Origin of the sequence: Pseudomonas poae, from assembly GCF_001439785.1 — a bacterium.
In the GTDB taxonomy this organism is placed as follows: domain Bacteria; phylum Pseudomonadota; class Gammaproteobacteria; order Pseudomonadales; family Pseudomonadaceae; genus Aquipseudomonas; species Aquipseudomonas poae.
This window is the reverse complement of sequence record NZ_JYLI01000001.1, coordinates 301,390-317,279: the sequence shown is the minus strand read 5'-3', so window position 1 is coordinate 317,279 and position 15,890 is coordinate 301,390. Positions and strand designations below refer to the sequence as shown.

13 protein-coding genes are annotated in these 15,890 nt (G+C 62.9%); 8 read left to right on the top strand and 5 right to left on the bottom strand.

Annotated features, from left to right (window positions below; all coding sequences use genetic code 11):
- Positions 1-3: 3 nt before the first annotated feature.
- Positions 4-1,656, bottom strand: coding sequence for a cyclic peptide export ABC transporter (locus TU75_RS01140; protein ID WP_060547974.1), 1,653 nt, complete (start codon positions 1,654-1,656; stop codon positions 4-6).
- Positions 1,657-1,858: 202 nt separating this feature from the next.
- On the opposite strand from TU75_RS01140, the gene TU75_RS01135 reads away from it, so the two are divergent.
- On the top strand, positions 1,859-2,689 hold the full coding sequence (locus tag TU75_RS01135) for a formyl transferase (protein WP_060548033.1): 831 nt from the start codon (positions 1,859-1,861) through the stop codon (positions 2,687-2,689).
- A gap of 289 nt (positions 2,690-2,978) precedes the next feature.
- On the opposite strand, the gene pvdO is transcribed toward TU75_RS01135, so the two are convergent.
- The 3 genes from pvdO to pvdM are packed head-to-tail and all read right to left on the bottom strand — an operon-like array spanning position 2,979 to position 6,520.
- Positions 2,979-3,851, bottom strand: a complete 873-nt coding sequence (gene pvdO, locus TU75_RS01130) for a dihydropyoverdine dehydrogenase (protein WP_060547973.1) — start codon at positions 3,849-3,851, stop codon at positions 2,979-2,981.
- Between the two features lie 30 nt (positions 3,852-3,881).
- Positions 3,882-5,150: a pyoverdine-tailoring periplasmic protein PvdN gene (gene pvdN / locus TU75_RS01125; protein WP_060547972.1), complete on the bottom strand. Its 1,269-nt coding sequence runs from the start codon at positions 5,148-5,150 to the stop codon at positions 3,882-3,884.
- Between the two features lie 20 nt (positions 5,151-5,170).
- Entirely contained in the window at positions 5,171-6,520 is a 1,350-nt protein-coding gene (gene pvdM, locus TU75_RS01120) for a pyoverdine-tailoring dipeptidase-like protein PvdM (RefSeq protein WP_060547971.1), read from the bottom strand.
- Positions 6,521-6,662: 142 nt separating this feature from the next.
- Here pvdM and pvdP point away from each other — a divergent pair, with 142 nt between their 5' ends.
- Positions 6,663-8,291, top strand: coding sequence for a pyoverdine maturation tyrosinase PvdP (gene pvdP, locus TU75_RS01115; RefSeq protein ID WP_060547970.1), 1,629 nt, complete (start codon positions 6,663-6,665; stop codon positions 8,289-8,291).
- A gap of 3 nt (positions 8,292-8,294) precedes the next feature.
- Here the strand turns inward: pvdP and TU75_RS01110 are convergent, their stop codons facing one another.
- Positions 8,295-9,242: a DUF1853 family protein gene (locus TU75_RS01110; protein ID WP_003236401.1), complete on the bottom strand. Its 948-nt coding sequence runs from the start codon at positions 9,240-9,242 to the stop codon at positions 8,295-8,297.
- 142 nt (positions 9,243-9,384) lie between these two features.
- Between TU75_RS01110 and TU75_RS01105 the strand changes: the two genes are divergently transcribed.
- Genes TU75_RS01105 through pepN form a run of 6 tightly spaced genes read left to right on the top strand, consistent with a single transcriptional unit; the run spans position 9,385 to position 15,884 of the window.
- Positions 9,385-10,275 (top strand): NAD(+) kinase, encoded by an 891-nt coding sequence (locus tag TU75_RS01105; protein WP_003217892.1) that lies wholly within the window; start codon positions 9,385-9,387, stop codon positions 10,273-10,275.
- Positions 10,275-11,246 (top strand): metallophosphoesterase, encoded by a 972-nt coding sequence (locus TU75_RS01100; protein ID WP_060547969.1) that lies wholly within the window; start codon positions 10,275-10,277, stop codon positions 11,244-11,246. The genes TU75_RS01105 and TU75_RS01100 overlap by 1 nt, the downstream gene beginning before the upstream one ends.
- Complete coding sequence (locus tag TU75_RS01095) at positions 11,243-12,112, top strand: rhomboid family intramembrane serine protease (protein ID WP_003236397.1); 870 nt, start codon at positions 11,243-11,245, stop codon at positions 12,110-12,112. Before TU75_RS01100 ends, TU75_RS01095 begins: the two co-directional genes overlap by 4 nt.
- A 13-nt stretch (positions 12,113-12,125) precedes the next feature.
- Positions 12,126-12,386 carry a YeaC family protein gene (locus tag TU75_RS01090; protein ID WP_060547968.1) on the top strand — a complete coding sequence of 87 codons (261 nt, stop codon included), beginning with the start codon at positions 12,126-12,128 and terminating at the stop codon, positions 12,384-12,386.
- The gene (locus tag TU75_RS01085) at positions 12,383-13,213 is read left to right on the top strand and encodes a DUF2797 domain-containing protein (RefSeq protein ID WP_003236393.1); all 831 of its coding nucleotides are present in this window, start codon (positions 12,383-12,385) and stop codon (positions 13,211-13,213) included. Before TU75_RS01090 ends, TU75_RS01085 begins: the two co-directional genes overlap by 4 nt.
- A gap of 13 nt (positions 13,214-13,226) precedes the next feature.
- Positions 13,227-15,884, top strand: coding sequence for an aminopeptidase N (pepN, locus tag TU75_RS01080; RefSeq protein ID WP_060547967.1), 2,658 nt, complete (start codon positions 13,227-13,229; stop codon positions 15,882-15,884).
- The last annotated feature ends 6 nt before the right edge of the window (positions 15,885-15,890 follow it).

The window sequence follows — 15,890 nt, the reverse complement described above, 5'->3', positions numbered from 1 at the left end:
AATTCACGCCGGTTCCAGCTCATGCATCACCTGGCCGGCGCGCAGGCGCACCAACTGGTCGGCGATGTCGAAATAGCGATCGTCGTGGCTGATGACGATGATGGTCTTGCCCAGGCGCTTGAGGTCTGGCAGCAGCTCGGTATAGAAAATGCGACGAAAGGCCGGGTCCTGGTCGGCAGCCCACTCGTCGAACACCAGCACCGGGCGTTCTTCGAGCCAGGCGTTTACCAGTGCCAGACGTTTACGCTGGCCGGTGGAGAGGTCGGTGGTGCTGAACACGCCGTCCTTGACGCTGACCTTGTGTGCGATCTCCAGGCGTTCCAGGTATTTGCTGGCGCTGTCCAGCGACTGGGCGGCGCTGCCCTGCACCAGGTCGTCGAACAGGTAATAGTCGGAGAACACCGTAGTGAACAACTGTCGATAGTCGTCGCGTTCGGCGGCGGTCACCGCTTCGCCGTTGAGGCGGATTTCGCCGGCCTGCGGCGGGTAAAGGCCCAGCAGCAGTTTGATCAGGGTGGTCTTGCCGCTGCCGTTCTCGCCGACAATGAACACGATATCGCCTTGCTTGATGCTCAGGTTGATCGGCCCCAGGTGGAACGGCTCGCTGCCTTCGACCGCCGGAGGGCTGTAGCTCACGCCCTTGAGTTCGAGGCTGTTGACCACAGGTTTCGGTGCTTCGCTGTCGTCCATCAGCAGGTGTGGTTCCGGCGACGAGAAGCGCTGCGACAGCTCGCTGATACGGCCGAAGGCAATCTTCGCCTTGCCCACCACCGGCAGGTAGCCCAGCAAATGTTCCAGCGGGCCTTTCATGTACAGCAGCACCAGTACGAAGCCGGTGATCACGGTCGGGTCCGGATTGGGCCTGTACGCCTGCATCGCCAGGGCCAGACCGATGACCACGAAGAACAGCATCGAGCCGAAGGTCTTGGCAAGAATGTAGATATTCACCGACCGCACCTGGATATCGCTGATCAGGTCGGCGGTTTCCTTGATTCGGTGGGTGTTCATGCGAAAGCGCCGTGGACGGTGCATGCGCAGCTCCTTGGCACCGGAAGCGATGGCGTTGTAGTAACGCTGCAACTCATCCTCATGCCCGCGTGCCAGGTCGAAACCCTGGATGCCCTTGCCGCCGGCAATGAACTGCACGGTGCTGCCGATGATGATTGCCACCACCATCATCAAGAACATCGGCACCGACAGGTACGCCAGGTAGCCCAGGCAACCGAGGGTGACCGTGGCGGCGATGGCCAGCGGGGTGAACGCAAAGGAGAAATCGCTGATGGTGTCCACATCATGGGTCAGCACCGGGATCAGGCGGTGGGAGCGATAGCGCTCGATCTGGCCGATGGGCGCGGACAGGACCTTTTCGCCCAGGTCCTTGCGCAGCGCCGCGATGATGCGCTGGCCCACATAGTTGGTGCCGATGTCGGAAATGATCGAGCTGACCAGTGCCACCACGCACAGCGCGGCAAAGGTCATGACCACGCCCTGGGTCATGCCGCCGGCCGAATGCAGGGCGTTGTTGATGGTGGCCAGCAGCAGAGTGATGGCGAGGCCGCCGACCATGCCCAGCGCAACGGACACCGTCACGATGGTGCGAAAGGGCCTGATCAGTGCGAGCAAGCCGTTGAAGGCGCCGCGTTTGGCATCGGTCATAAATACTTCCCGGAAAGTCAAAAAGAGGGGGCTGGGCACACAGACCCTTACCCATGACAAACGAAGCGTCGGGGCAACTATTTAACCCGGTGTGCCAGGCGGTGGACGGCGGCGGATAAATTGCCCGCGGGCTGGTTCGTTCTTGTTCTGTAGGCGCACGCGTAGCGACGCCGTGCGCGGTTTCTTCAGCGAGAGCGAAAACATGACAAAGAAAAATCTGGTGTATGTGTGGTCCCTGCGCAATGCCGCCGCCGACAAGGCCGGGCAGCCGGTGGCCTACAAGGACCACGAACGCTACATGACGTCGGTGCTGGAGTTTCTGGTGGGAGCGCTCAACGACACGCCGCTGGGCCAGGCCTATGACTTGGTGGGCGTGGTGTATGACGATGACGAACACAACCCTCGGGACCAGGCGCTGGTTGCCGATTACGGCTTTGCCTGCACACCGGGCCGCCCGTGGCTGTACCCGGCAGACCTGCGGGTGCAGGGCAAGTGGGTCAACGATCTGCTGCTGAGCGTGCCGTCCACCTACCGCCGTTTACCCCGCGGCAGCGCCGAGCACATCGCCGGCAAGCAGGACTTCGAGCGTCGTCTGCATGACACGCTGGTGGAGTTGAAGGCCGATATCGTGGTGCTCGATGGCTTGCTGGTGATCCTCGATGAACTGGTGCGTCCGGGCGCGCCGTTTGCGCGGCGGATCATGAATATTCATCCGGGTATCACCCGCATTGAGTCGCCGTATGAGCGTCGGGGTGCCTATGCGACGTGGAATGCGTTGCATGGCGCGCGTGGCGAGGCGGTGGTGGATTGGACCACCCGGGAAACCAGGCCTTGTGAACCGCTTTATCTCACCGGGGCCTCGTTTCATTACGTGGATAATGGGATCGACTCAGGGGAGGTGTTTCATGATGTGCTCAAGACGGAGATTTCGCCTGAGGACACTATTCTTGAGCTGCGCTGGAACAACTTTAATAACAGTTTGTTTCCGGCGTTGCAGGAGGGGTTGGCGTTGCTCGCTCAGCGGGCGGGTTGAAAGCAAGAGCGCAGTAAACTGAAGGCTCTGTGGCAAGCCCCAATGCCGTTCAGTTAAGGAAAGTGTGTGGGCTTATTGTGGCGAGCGGGCTTGCCCCGCGTTGGGGGGCGAAGCGCCCCCAATCCAGCAAAACGCGGTGTACCTGATACGGCTCAGCGCCTGATTTTGGGGCTGCTGCGCAGCCCAACGCAGGACAAGCCTGCTCGCCACAGGGATGTGGCGGCCTTTGAAAAAAATGCTTGGATTGGGGGCATCAAGTCAGTTGCCCCCACATTTGGATCTCTATGGATCAAAGCTCCCGCACAACCCTGAAGCCAATCCAGTCCCCTCGCGTCTGCGGGTAAATATTGTTCCGGTTACCCGACCGCGAAAACACCGGGGCCTCGCCCCAGTCATTGCCCCGAATCTGATACCCCTCGCAGTTCGGCTCCACCCACGCGCTGCCATCGGTGGGCGCGCCGATATAGTTGGGGTGTTCGCAATCGGCAACCCGCTCATACACATTGCCATGCATGTCATACAGGCCAAACGCGTTCGGCGGGTAGCTGCCCACCGGTGATGAATAGCTGTAGCCATCCGCTGGGCCATAGGTGTTGGCGTGCTTGGCGATGCTATAGCCCTTGCCTTCGTCGAACGGGAAGGGGAACGGTCCGCTGGAGCCGGCGCGGGCGGCGTATTCACGTTGTGACTCGCTGACCAGGTGGTAACGCTGGCCGGTTTTTTTCGACAGCCAGCTCACGTACTGCCTGATGTCGTCCATGTCCATGCACACCGCTGGCTGGCGCGGGCCCTGTGGGTAGCGCGGCTTGCTGGCGATGCACTCGCGGCCGGGGCGGGTGTCGCCGTCGGCGATCTTCACACCGCTCTGGCGGACGTAGCTGTCCCATTCGCCGGCGGTCACCTGAAAGCGGCTCATGGCGAAAGGCTTGGCGAAGGTCACCTCATGCATCGGACCCTCGTCGGGCTCGCGGCCGACTTCATCGTCCGGGGTGCCCATGGTAAAAGTGCCGACCGGCAACACCACCATTTCCGGACAGTCCTTGCAGTCCTTGAACACCTTGCCCGGTTGCGGCGTTTCGGCCCAGGCCAGGCTGGGCAACAGCGCGCCGCACACGGCGGTCAACGCCAGTAGGTTCAGGGGTTTGAGTCGCGATGGATTCATGTGGGCATCTCGTTCAAAGGGAAAAGGGCATCACACCCGCTGGCTCAGCAGGCTCATGAAACGCTGGATTTCATCCGTGGAATTGAGCAGGCCGGGAGACGTGCGCACCACCGGGCCGGCATCACGCTCCACCGCATCCACCACCACGCGATTTTTCATCAGGTAGGCCGCCACCGCGTCGCTGTCCTGGCCCTTGACCCGGAAGAAAGTGAAGCCGGCTGACAGCGCCGGGCTGCGTGGCGTTACCAGCTCGATCTGCGGATGGGCGAGCAGGCGGGTTTTCAGCTCGGTATTGAGCTCATGAATACGCGCCTGCACCTGCGCCTTGCCCAGTTGCAGGTGCAGCTTGAAGGCTTCATCCGCCGCCCAGCGATGCTCGAAAGCGTGATAGCCGCCGGGCGTCATGCGCGTGGCGAAATTGGTGTCTTCGGAGAAAGTCGCCACCATGGGCGTGACGTATGGGTTATCGCTGTCGCGCGCGCAGACCAGGCCGGTGCCGCGCGGGCCGAACATCCACTTGTGAGTGCCGGCGATGAAGAAATCACAGTGCATGTCGGGAAAGTCCAGGTTCTCGACGCCGAAGCCATGCACCCCGTCGACCACGTACAGCAGCCGGTCCTGGTCGTCGCGGTTACGGTTGTGTTCGTCCACCAGCGTGCCGATTTCGCCGATGGGCAGCTTCACGCCGCTGCCGGACTGCACCCACGTCATGCCGAGCACGCGGGTGTTGGGGCGAATGGCCCGTTTGATATTGCCAAGCACCTCATCCGCCGACACCTGGCTGGCGCGCTTGAACAGCTCGATGCGGCGCACCTGCGTGCCCTCCTTGAGCGTGCGAAAATCCAGCACGCTCTGGGTGGCGTAATACTCATGGACGGTGGTGAGGATCTCCTGGTCCGGCCGCACCTTGATGCCGCCATAGATCATCGCCAGGCCTTCGGAGGTGCTGCCGGTGAGGGCGATCTGCGCCGGCGTGGCCTGCAAATAGCGGCCGGCCCAGTCGCGTACCTGGCCTTCACGCTTCCAGGTTTCCTGCAGGTCCCAGTCCATCGCCAGGCCGGGGTTGCGGTCGATCTGCTGGCGATAGCGCTCGATGGCGTCGCGCACCGGTTTGGGGTGCGAGGTCACCAGGAAGTTGGAGAAATGCAGATAGCTCGGGTCCTGGTCGAACAATTGCTTCAATCCCGTCCAGGGGTCGATTGCCGTGGTGGCCAGCGCCGGGGGCATCAGCGAAGCGCCCAGGGGCAGGCTGGCAGCGAGCAGGCCCGCCTGTTTGAGAAAGGTGCGGCGGTCGGTCATGGGACTTGCTTCGTGGTTGATCAACGGTTGGCCAACGGCTTGGCGGCCTTTTGCACCTGGTCCCATACCCGCAGGAAGTTGCCTCCCCACAGCTTGGCGATATCGGCTTCGGAGTAACCACGCTGGATCAGCTCGGCGGTGACGTTGCGGATTTCGCCGACGTTGTTCCAGCCCTCGATACCGCCGCCGTCGTTGAAGTCCGAAGCAATGCCCACGTGATCGATGCCGATCTTGCGCACGGTGTAGTCGACGGCATCGCCCCAGTCCTTGAGGCTGGCCTTGGGTTCTTCTTCGAGAATGCCGTACAGCCCCTGGGCGTACTGGCCGAACTTCTGCTCGGGCCAGGCAGCGATGATGGCATCGCCCGGCATCAGCGCCATGGCCAGGTTAGGCAAGGGCGGCAGGTCGAAACGCGCGCGCAGAACATTGAGTTTGTCCTGGATGGGCTGGCTCAGCGGACGCAGGTAGGCGGGGAACCCCACCACCTGCACCACGCCGCCACTCTGTTTGATCAGTTGCAATTCTTTGTCGCTGAGGTTGCGCGGGATGTCCACCGACGCCCGTGGCGCCGAGTGCGAAGCCACCATCGGCGTGCGGCTCAAGTGCGCGACCTGCTCCAGCGCCTGGGTCGACATCTGCGACACATCGATAATCACCCCCAGGTCGTTCAGGCGCTGCACCGCTTGCTGGCCGATTGGCGACAGCCCGCCCAGGGCATCGGTGGAGTCATTGAAAAACGGCAGCGGCCGCGACGAATCCGACCAGGCGTTGTTGCCGATGTAGCTGAAGCCGAACATGCGCATGCCGCGCGCGGTCCACAGGTCCAGCTGGTTCAGGTCATCCCCTAGCGGATAGGCGTTGAGCATGCTGATGAAGATCGCGAATTTGCCCTCGCCGTGCAGGCGCCGCAAATCATCCGGGGTGTAGGCGATGCCGACCTGATTGGGAAAGTCACGCACCATGCCGGTGATGATTTGGTAGCGCACCTCCTGCTCGTGGCGGGCCTCTTCGACAAAACCATCGGTGGGCCTGTGTGGTGCGTGGTCGCCGTTCCAGATTTCCGGCCAGCCGAAAATCGTCAGCGCCGCGCCGGAGAGGCGTCCGCGTGCAGCCTTGGCCAGGTCGAACTGCCCGCTGCCATCCTTGTCGGCCTCATTGCCGGCGGTGCCGAAATCCATGGGCACGGTGATGTGGCTGTCGAACGACAACAGGCGGTCCTGCATTTCGTTGGCCTGCCGGATTACCTCCAGCGGGTAGCCGGCATTGCCCTTGAACCAGTGATCCCAGACCAGAAAACCGGCCCCGGCGCCAATGGCCAGGGCCAGCGGCAAGCCGAGATACAGCGCCTTTTTCGAACGTGGTTTTGTCATTGCCATCTCAGTCAGTTGAGGCCTTTGCTATCTGGGAAGGACGAGCCATGGCAGGGGAAATTTAGGCGGGCAGGGCGGGGCGGTAAATTTTGCCGGGCTGCAAACGTTCTAGCTCTGATTAAGCCGTTTCCTAAGGTAGACAATGACGATCTCTCGACGTGGGTTCATCGCAGGCCTGGCGCTGACTGGCGCGGCCGTGCCGGCGGCCTTTTACGCCCATCGCGAGCTGACGCGGGAAGAAGAGTTGCCCATCACCCCCGGCGAAGCCACGGTGGCGTTGGCCGATACTGCCGGCCAGCACCTGGCCAATACCTTGCGCGGGGTGTGGAGCCTGCGCCTGGCAGGCCGTGACGCCGGGCTCAAGGGCCTGCCGCTGCATGGCCTCGAGCTGCTGCTGGATATCGCGCCGCGTGGCCGTGGTCTGCGCGGCTACCTGGACACCGCCGCCAACCTGCGCGCCGAGGGCGAACCGCGCTACCGCGTACTGGGCGACCTGACGGGCGAAGGCACGGTGCTCTACTGGCGCCTGATCGACCGCGACTCTGCCGGCGGCGCCCCCAGCTATGAATTCAGGATGACCCTCGACGAGGTCTGGGCCGACTTCGCCAACGCCGGCAGCAGCACCCTCAGCGGGCAGATCCTCGACCTCGATCGTCCCCTGGCGCTGACCGAGCGCGACAACCGCTTTATCGCCCACAAACAGCTGTTCCCCGAAGCTCGCCAGCGCATCGGCCTCAACCCGACCTTGCTGGCGTGGCTGATCGCGCCCGAACACCGCCTGTTTCACCAGCTCTGGCACGCCACCCGTGACCAGTGGCACAAGCTCTCCGAAGAAAAGCGCGACGCCCTGCGCGGCATCGGCTGGCAACCCGGCCCACGGGGGCAGGAGCGTGACGCTCGCGGCAAGCGCAAAGACCGCAACGGCTCGGGCATCGACTTCTTCTTCATGCACCGCCATATGCTCGGCACCGCGCGCTCGATGCAAAACCTGCCGTCATGGCCGCAATTTCCCGCACCGCAGCCGGCGCTGGAAAGCGATCGCCCGGGCTTTTTGCGTTATTTCGACAACCACGACGGTTTTGCCCTGCCGCCCACCTGGTCGGCCCCGGATGACAGCGACTACACCCAGTGGGTCAGCGACATCAAGGCCGCCGAGACCTACCACAGCAACTTCCAGGTGTGGGAATCCCAATACCGCGACCCGCGCTACCTGGCGCGCTTGACCCTCGGTCAGTTGGGCTCGGAAATGGAGCTGGGCCTGCACGACTGGCTGCACATGCGCTGGGCCTCGGTGCCGCGCGACCCCTCCAACGGCGCGCCGGTGCCTTTCGCCCGCGACCCTGCGGACTTCGCCGCGCTCTGGTACGTGGCGCAAAACGATTTTCTCGGTGATCCGTTTTCATCCCATGTGAATCCCGTGTTCTGGCATTTTCACGGCTGGATCGATGACCGCGTCGAAGACTGGTTTCGCGCCCACGAGCGTTTCAATCCGGGTGAAGTCAGCCGTATGCAAGTCAATGGCGTGGCCTGGTTTGCCCCGGGACGCTGGGTGGAGGTGGGCGACCCGTGGCTGGGCCCGGACACCCATGGCTGCAGCACCACGCCGGGGTTGCAAAGGGGCAGGTCGATGGAAATGGACCCGGAAACCATGAAGCTGGCGTTGCGCATCACCTTCAGCGCTGAAGACGACGGGTTGCAGGGCCTGTTCAAGCGCGTGCCCAGGCGGCCCTGGTACGCCCGGCATCTGAAGGTCAAGCCGCAGTCGGTCTGACCCTCAGGGGTTACCCGGCACGTTCGGCCACAGGTCGGCGACCAGAAACAGTCGCTCGGCTTCCTCCCAGTCTTCGCCCTGTTGCACCAGCCGCACCAGCAACTGCGCGGGCGCCATGGGGGCCAGCGCCGCCAGCCACGCGCGCATCTGTGCCTCGCTCCACACCTCATCGGCCGGGTAATGCGCCGGCGCCAGCCAGGCGTGACGGGGCAGGGGTTGCCAGCGGCCCGGCGGGCGCGTGGCGACAAAATCCTGCCAGTCACGCTGATGCAACCAACTGCCGCGTAAATGCTGCGGATGCGCGCCCAGCGGCGGTTCGGCCGGGCCCGGCCATGGATACAACAGGTAACCTCCAAGCCACAGGTGCGCGTCGAACTGTTGAACCTGCAGCGCGGCCAGCGCTTCGCGGCTTTCCGGGCGGGCCGAGATCGGCAGTTGATGCTCGGCCAGGTGCGCCAGCTTGCGGTCGAGCCGGTCATGGCAGCCGGGGCCCAGCCATTGCTCGGTGGCGCGGCCATCACCGGCCTGGGGCCCGAGGTAGAGCTTGATCGCCAGTTCCAGATGGTGCACGCCATCGCGATCACGCAGCAGCATGTCCAACTCGCCCAGCGTATGCCCGGCCCGGCGAATCGGCAGGTTGGCGGCCAGCAAGTGCACGCCCGGTGCATGCTGCACGGCGAATTGCCACAGGCGCTCATAATAAAGGCCCAGGCGCCGTGTGCGGGCCAGACTGAGCCAATGCTGCAAGGCGCTGCTGTCGGCGTCCAGCTGGCGCAGCCAGTGTTCCAGCCGGCAGGGGGCCTGCACCCAATCGCTGCCGGCCAGCGGGTGGCGTTGCGGCCACGGCGTCTGCGCCAGCATCGGTGGCGCCAAAATCACCCACGCGAGGTCGCGCACCTCGGGGTGACGCAATTGGCGGGGCAAGGTGTGCAGGTCGGGGAACACAGTCATGCTCCGAGCATAGCCTTTTAAGTGTGGTGCAGGTGCGTGAGAACCATTGTCATCAAGTCTTTGCGCTGACAAAGGGTTTTGCCTGACGCGGCCTTTCACCCATAATCGTGGTTTTCGCCGCACCCGGAACCGCAGGAGCCCCATGGAGCAATTTCGCAATATCGGCATTATCGGTCGCCTGGGCAGTACCCAGGTGCTGGACACTGTCCGCCGGCTGAAAAAATTCCTGCTCGAACGCCATCTGCACGTGATCCTCGAAGACACCATCGCCGAGATTCTCCCCGGCCACGGCCTGCAGACTTCCTCGCGCAAGATGCTCGGCGAAGTGTGTGACATGGTGATTGTGGTCGGCGGCGATGGCAGCCTGCTGGGCGCCGCACGCGCCCTGGCGCGGCATAACGTGCCGGTGCTGGGGATCAACCGCGGCAGCCTGGGGTTTCTCACCGATATCCGGCCCGATGAGCTGGAGGTCGAAGTGGCCAAGGTGCTCGACGGCCATTACCTGGTGGAAAACCGCTTCCTGCTGCAGGCCGAGGTGCGTCGCCACGGTGAGGCCATCGGCCAGGGCGATGCGCTCAACGATGTGGTGCTGCATCCCGGTAAATCCACGCGGATGATTGAGTTCGAGCTGTATATCGACGGTCAGTTCGTGTGCAGCCAGAAGGCCGACGGCCTGATCGTCGCCACGCCGACCGGCTCCACCGCGTACGCGCTGTCGGCCGGTGGCCCGATCATGCATCCCAAGCTCGATGCCATTGTGATCGTGCCGATGTACCCCCATATGTTGTCCAGTCGGCCGATTGTGGTCGACGGCAACAGCGAGCTGAAAATCGTGGTGTCCAAAGACATGCAGATCTACCCGCAAGTCTCCTGCGACGGGCAGAACCATTTTACCTGCGCCCCCGGTGACACCATCACCGTGAGCAAGAAGGCGCAGAAGCTGCGCCTGATTCACCCGCTGGACCACAACTACTATGAAGTGTGCCGCACCAAGCTGGGCTGGGGCAGCCGCTTGGGGGGTGGAGGCGACTGATGCTCGATCCCGCGCGTAGCTACGACCTGATTGGTGACGTGCACGGTTGCGCTCATACCCTTGAGCACTTGCTCGATCGCCTGGGTTACCACAAGCAGGGCGGCACCTGGCGCCATCCGTCGCGCATGGCGGTGTTCCTCGGCGATATCATCGACCGTGGCCCGCGCATTCGCGAGGCGCTGCATATTGTCCACGACATGGCGGTGGCCGGTCAGGCGCTGTGCATCATGGGCAATCATGAATTCAACGCGCTGGGCTGGACCACACCGGCGCCACCGGGCAGTGGCAAGCAATTCGTGCGCGAGCACAACCCGCGGCATGCGCGGCTGATCCACGAAACCCTGACCCAGTTCGAGCAGCACCCGGGCGACTGGCAGGCTTTCCTTGGCTGGTTCTACGACATGCCGCTGTTCGTCGATGCCGGGCGTTTTCGCGTGGTGCATGCGTGCTGGGACGAAAGCTTTATCCAGCCACTGCGCGCCCGATTCCCCGACGGCTGCATCGACCAGGCGTTTGTGCAGGCCGCCGCCGTGCCCGGCAGTTTTGCCTGCAACGCCTTCGACCGCCTGTTGCGCGGCACCGACATGCGCCTGCCCGACGGCTTGACGCTGACCGGCGGCGACGGCCTGACCCGCTCGTTCTTTCGCACCAAGTTCTGGGAGGACGACCCCAAGACCTACGGCGACGTGGTCTTCCAGCCCGACGCATTGCCCGAGCCGGTGGCGCGCACGCCGCTGTCCTCGACCGAAAAAAATTCACTGCTGCGCTATGGCGTCGATGAGCCGTTGCTGTTCGTCGGCCACTACTGGCGCAGCGGCAAACCGGCGCCGATCCGCGACAACCTGGCTTGCCTGGACTACAGCGCGGTGCTGTACGGCAAGCTGGTGGCGTATCGTCTGGACCAGGAAACCCGACTGGATCCGGCTAAATTCGTATGGGTTGATGTTGAGCGCCCCGAGGTTATTGAATGAGTACCGTGGCTGTATTGCGCTTGCCCTTGAGCGTCGACCTGGGCGGTTTCGTCAAGCTGCTGCAGCGCATGCAAGTGCCCCATCACGTCAGTGAAGAGGCCGGTGAGCAGGTGTTGTGGGTGCCAGAAAGTATCAGCGAAGACGTGCACGTGCTGTATCAACGCTTTCCCGCCGGCGATCCGGACCAGCAACTGGATATTCCCGAGCAGGCGCCGGCGGTGCGTCCAGGTTTTGTGCAGCAATTGCGCCACAGCCCGGTCACCGCGCTGGTGCTGCTGGCAAGCCTGATCGTCGGCGCGGTGACCTTGCTCGGTGAAAACCTGCAGGCTGTCGGTTGGCTGACCTTCCTGCCGTTCCGGGTCATGGGCGAGTACATCCAGTTCACCCCGTTCGCCCAGATGCTGGCCGAGGGGCAATGGTGGCGGCTGGTTACACCGATGCTGATCCACTTCGGCATTCTGCACCTGGCCATGAACGGCATGTGGTACTGGGAGCTGGGGCGGCGCATCGAAGTGCGTCAGGGCAGCATCAACCTGCTGGGCCTGACCCTGTTGTTCAGCCTGGTTTCCAACTACGCCCAATACGCGTACGGCGGCCCCGGCCTGTTCGGTGGCTTGTCCGGCGTGCTGTATGGGCTGCTCGGGCATTGCTGGATCTTTCAACTGCTCTCGCCCAACCCAGCGTATCGCCTGCCCCGTGGGGTGCTGGCGATGATGCTGATATGGCTGGTGCTGTGCCTGTCGGGGCTGGTCTCGATGATCGGCTTCGGCGAAATCGCCAACGCCGCCCACGTGGGCGGGCTGGTCATCGGTTGCCTCACCGGCTTGCTGGGCGGCCTCTACAACCGCCGCAAAGCGTCTATTTGATAAGGAAGAGCTCATGTCCTCTTTTGCTGAAATGATCGAAAACATCACCCCGGATATCTACGAGAGCCTCAAGCTCGCCGTGGAAATCGGCAAATGGTCCGATGGCCGCAAGCTCACTGCCGAGCAGCGCGAGCTGTCGCTGCAGGCGATGATCGCGTGGGAGATCCACAACCTGCCCGAAGAGCAGCGTACCGGCTACATGGGCCCGCAGGAATGCGCGTCCAAGTCCGAGACGGTGCCCAATATTCTGTTCAAGTCGGATGCGATCCATTGATTGAAATTGGTCGCGGTGCAGTCAGCAAAATGTCGGCGCAGCTCGGTGAGCCGACCGTTCAGTACAGCTTTCGCCTGGGCGATACCGAGGTGCCGGTCAACCCGTTGATCGGCACGCACATACGCCTTGAGTTTCTTGGCGCCATCCATTGCAGCCATTGCGGGCGCAAGACCAAGACCAGCTTCAGCCAGGGTTATTGCTACCCATGCATGACCAAGCTGGCCCAGTGTGACCTCTGCATCATGAGCCCGGAGCGCTGCCATTACGACGCCGGCACCTGCCGTGATCCGGTGTGGGGCGAAACCTTCTGCATGACCGACCATGTGGTGTACCTGGCCAATTCGTCGGGGATCAAGGTCGGCATCACCCGCGCCACCCAGTTGCCGACGCGCTGGCTCGACCAGGGGGCCAGCCAGGCGCTGCCGATCATGCGCGTGGCCACGCGTCAGCAATCGGGTTTCGTCGAAGACCTGTTCCGCAGCCAGGTGGCCGACAAGACCAACTGGCGTGCGCTGCTCAAGGGCGATGCACAAACCGTCGACCTCAAGCAGGTGCGCGATGAGTTGTTCGCCAGCTGCGCCGAAGGTCTGGTGACGTTGCAGGAACGCTTTGGCCTGCAGGCCATCCAAACCATTGCCGACGTTGAGCCGATCGAGATTCGCTACCCGGTCGAGCAGTATCCGACCAAGATCGTCAGCTTCAACCTGGACAAGAACCCGATTGCCGAAGGCACGCTGCTGGGGATCAAGGGCCAATACCTGATCTTCGATACCGGCGTTATCAATATTCGTAAATACACGGCCTACCAGCTCGCCGTGCATCAGTAGAAGGATTCCCAGCATGCGCACCGAACAACCGAAGATGATTTACCTGAAGGACTATCAGGCGCCGGATTACCTGATTGACGAGACGCACCTGACCTTCGAGTTGTTCGAGGACCACAGTCTGGTCCACGCGCAGCTCGTGATGCGCCGCAACCCCGAGCGCGGCGACGGCTTGCCGCCGCTGGTGCTGGACGGGCAACTGCTGGAACTGCTGAGCGTGAACCTGGCCGATCAAGAGCTGACGGCCGCTGACTACCAATTGACCGACAGCCACCTGACCGTGCAGCCGACGAGTGCGGTCTTCACCCTCGACACCACGGTCAAGATCCACCCGGAAACCAACACCGCGCTGGAAGGCCTGTACAAGTCCGGCAGCATGTTCTGCACCCAGTGCGAGGCCGAAGGCTTTCGCAAGATCACCTATTACCTCGACCGCCCGGACGTGATGAGCATCTTCACCACCACGGTGATCGCCGAGCAACACCGTTACCCGGTACTGCTGTCCAACGGCAACCCGATTGCCAGCGGCCCTGGCGAAGACGGCCGACACTGGGCGACCTGGGAAGACCCGTTCAAGAAACCCGCCTACCTGTTCGCACTGGTGGCAGGTGACCTGTGGTGTGTCGAAGACAGCTTTACCACCATGACCGAGCGCGAAGTGGCGCTGCGCATCTACGTCGAGCCGGAAAATATCGACAAGTGCCAGCACGCCATGACCAGCCTGAAAAAATCCATGCGCTGGGACGAAGAAACCTACGGTCGTGAGTACGACCTCGACATCTTCATGATCGTTGCGGTCAACGATTTCAACATGGGCGCCATGGAGAACAAGGGCCTCAACATCTTCAACTCCAGCGCCGTGCTGGCTCGCGCCGAAACGGCCACCGACGCCGCGCATCAGCGCGTCGAAGCCATCGTCGCGCATGAATACTTCCACAACTGGTCGGGCAACCGCGTCACCTGCCGCGACTGGTTCCAGCTGTCGCTCAAGGAAGGCTTCACCGTGTTCCGCGACTCGGGCTTCTCCGCCGACATGAACTCGGCCACGGTCAAGCGTATCCAGGATGTGGCCTACCTGCGCACGCACCAGTTCGCTGAAGACGCCGGCCCCATGGCCCACGCGGTGCGTCCGGACAGCTTTATCGAGATCTCCAATTTCTACACCCTCACCGTGTACGAAAAGGGTTCGGAAGTGGTCGGCATGATCCACACTCTGCTCGGCGCCGAGGGTTTCCGCAAAGGCAGCGACCTGTACTTTGAGCGCCACGATGGCCAGGCGGTAACCTGCGATGACTTCATCAAGGCGATGGAAGACGCCAACGGCGCCGACCTCAGCCAGTTCAAGCGCTGGTACAGCCAGGCCGGTACGCCACGTCTGGCGGTGAGCGAAGCCTTTGATGCGGTGGCCAATACCTACAGCCTGACGTTCCGCCAGACCTGCCCGGCGACGCCGGACAAGGTGGAAAAACTGCCGTTCGTGATTCCGGTGGAACTGGGCCTGCTGGACGGCAAGGGTGCAGGTATTGCGCTGCGCCTGGCGGGCGAAGCAACCGCCGGCGCCACGTCGCGGGTGATTTCGGTGACCGAAGCCGAGCAGACCTTCACCTTCGTCGATATCGCCGAACAGCCCTTGCCTTCGCTGCTGCGTGGGTTCTCGGCACCGGTGAAACTGAGCTTTGCGTACAGCCGCGACCAGTTGATGTTTCTGATGCAGCACGACAGCGATGGCTTCAACCGCTGGGATGCCGGCCAGCAACTGTCGGTGCAGGTATTGCAGGAACTGATCGGCCAGCACCAGGCCGGCCAGCCGCTGAAGCTGGATCAACGCCTGATCGACGCGCTGCGCTCGGTATTGAGTGATGAAAGCCTGGATCAGGCCATGGTCGCCGAAATGCTCTCGCTGCCCGGCGAAGCGTATCTGGCGGAAATCAGCGACGTGGCCGATGTGGACGCGATCCACGCCGCCCGTGAGTTCGCGCGCAAGCAACTGGCGGACAACCTGTTCGAAGGCCTGTGGCTGCGTTATCAGGCCAATCGCGAGCTGTCCCGGCAGACGCCGTATGTCGCGGCGGCCGAGCACTTTGCCCGTCGCGCATTGCAGAACATCGCGCTGTCGTACCTGATGCTCAGCGGCAAGCCGCAAGTGCTGGCGGCCACCCTGGATCAATTCGATACCAGCGACAACATGACCGAGCGCCTGACCGCACTGGCGGTGCTGGTGAACTCGCCCTTCGAGGCGGAGAAGGCACAGGCGTTGGCGGTGTTTGCCGAGAACTTCAAGGACAACCCGCTGGTCATGGACCAGTGGTTCAGCGTGCAGGCCGGCAGCACCCTCCCGGGCGGGCTGGCACGGGTCAATGCGCTGATGCAGCATCCGGCGTTCACCATCAAGAACCCGAACAAGGTACGCGCCCTGATCGGTGCGTTTGCCGGGCAGAACCTCGTCAACTTCCATGCCGTCGATGGTTCGGGCTACCGCTTCCTGGCGGACCTGGTGATCGAGCTGAACACGCTGAACCCACAGATCGCTTCGCGCCAGTTGGCGCCGCTGACGCGCTGGCGCAAATACGATGCTGCGCGCCAGGCGCTGATGAAGGCCGAGTTGGAGCGCATTCGGGGTTGCGGTGAGCTGTCCAGCGATGTGTTCGAGGTGGTCAGCAAGAGCCTGGCGTAGCGTTCC

Excerpts from the sequence above, each read along its gene's own strand:
- TU75_RS01140 (WP_060547974.1), bottom strand. The coding sequence starts at position 1,656 with ATGACCGATGCCAAACGCGGCGCCTTCAACGGCTTGCTCGCACTGATC.
- TU75_RS01135 (WP_060548033.1), top strand. The coding sequence starts at position 1,859 with ATGACAAAGAAAAATCTGGTGTATGTGTGGTCCCTGCGCAATGCCGCC.
- pvdO (WP_060547973.1), bottom strand. The coding sequence starts at position 3,851 with ATGAATCCATCGCGACTCAAACCCCTGAACCTACTGGCGTTGACCGCC.
- pvdN (WP_060547972.1), bottom strand. The coding sequence starts at position 5,150 with ATGACCGACCGCCGCACCTTTCTCAAACAGGCGGGCCTGCTCGCTGCC.
- pvdM (WP_060547971.1), bottom strand. The coding sequence starts at position 6,520 with ATGACAAAACCACGTTCGAAAAAGGCGCTGTATCTCGGCTTGCCGCTG.
- pvdP (WP_060547970.1), top strand. The coding sequence starts at position 6,663 with ATGACGATCTCTCGACGTGGGTTCATCGCAGGCCTGGCGCTGACTGGC.
- TU75_RS01110 (WP_003236401.1), bottom strand. The coding sequence starts at position 9,242 with ATGACTGTGTTCCCCGACCTGCACACCTTGCCCCGCCAATTGCGTCAC.
- TU75_RS01105 (WP_003217892.1), top strand. The coding sequence starts at position 9,385 with ATGGAGCAATTTCGCAATATCGGCATTATCGGTCGCCTGGGCAGTACC.
- TU75_RS01100 (WP_060547969.1), top strand. The coding sequence starts at position 10,275 with ATGCTCGATCCCGCGCGTAGCTACGACCTGATTGGTGACGTGCACGGT.
- TU75_RS01095 (WP_003236397.1), top strand. The coding sequence starts at position 11,243 with ATGAGTACCGTGGCTGTATTGCGCTTGCCCTTGAGCGTCGACCTGGGC.
- TU75_RS01090 (WP_060547968.1), top strand. The coding sequence starts at position 12,126 with ATGTCCTCTTTTGCTGAAATGATCGAAAACATCACCCCGGATATCTAC.
- pepN (WP_060547967.1), top strand. The coding sequence starts at position 13,227 with ATGCGCACCGAACAACCGAAGATGATTTACCTGAAGGACTATCAGGCG.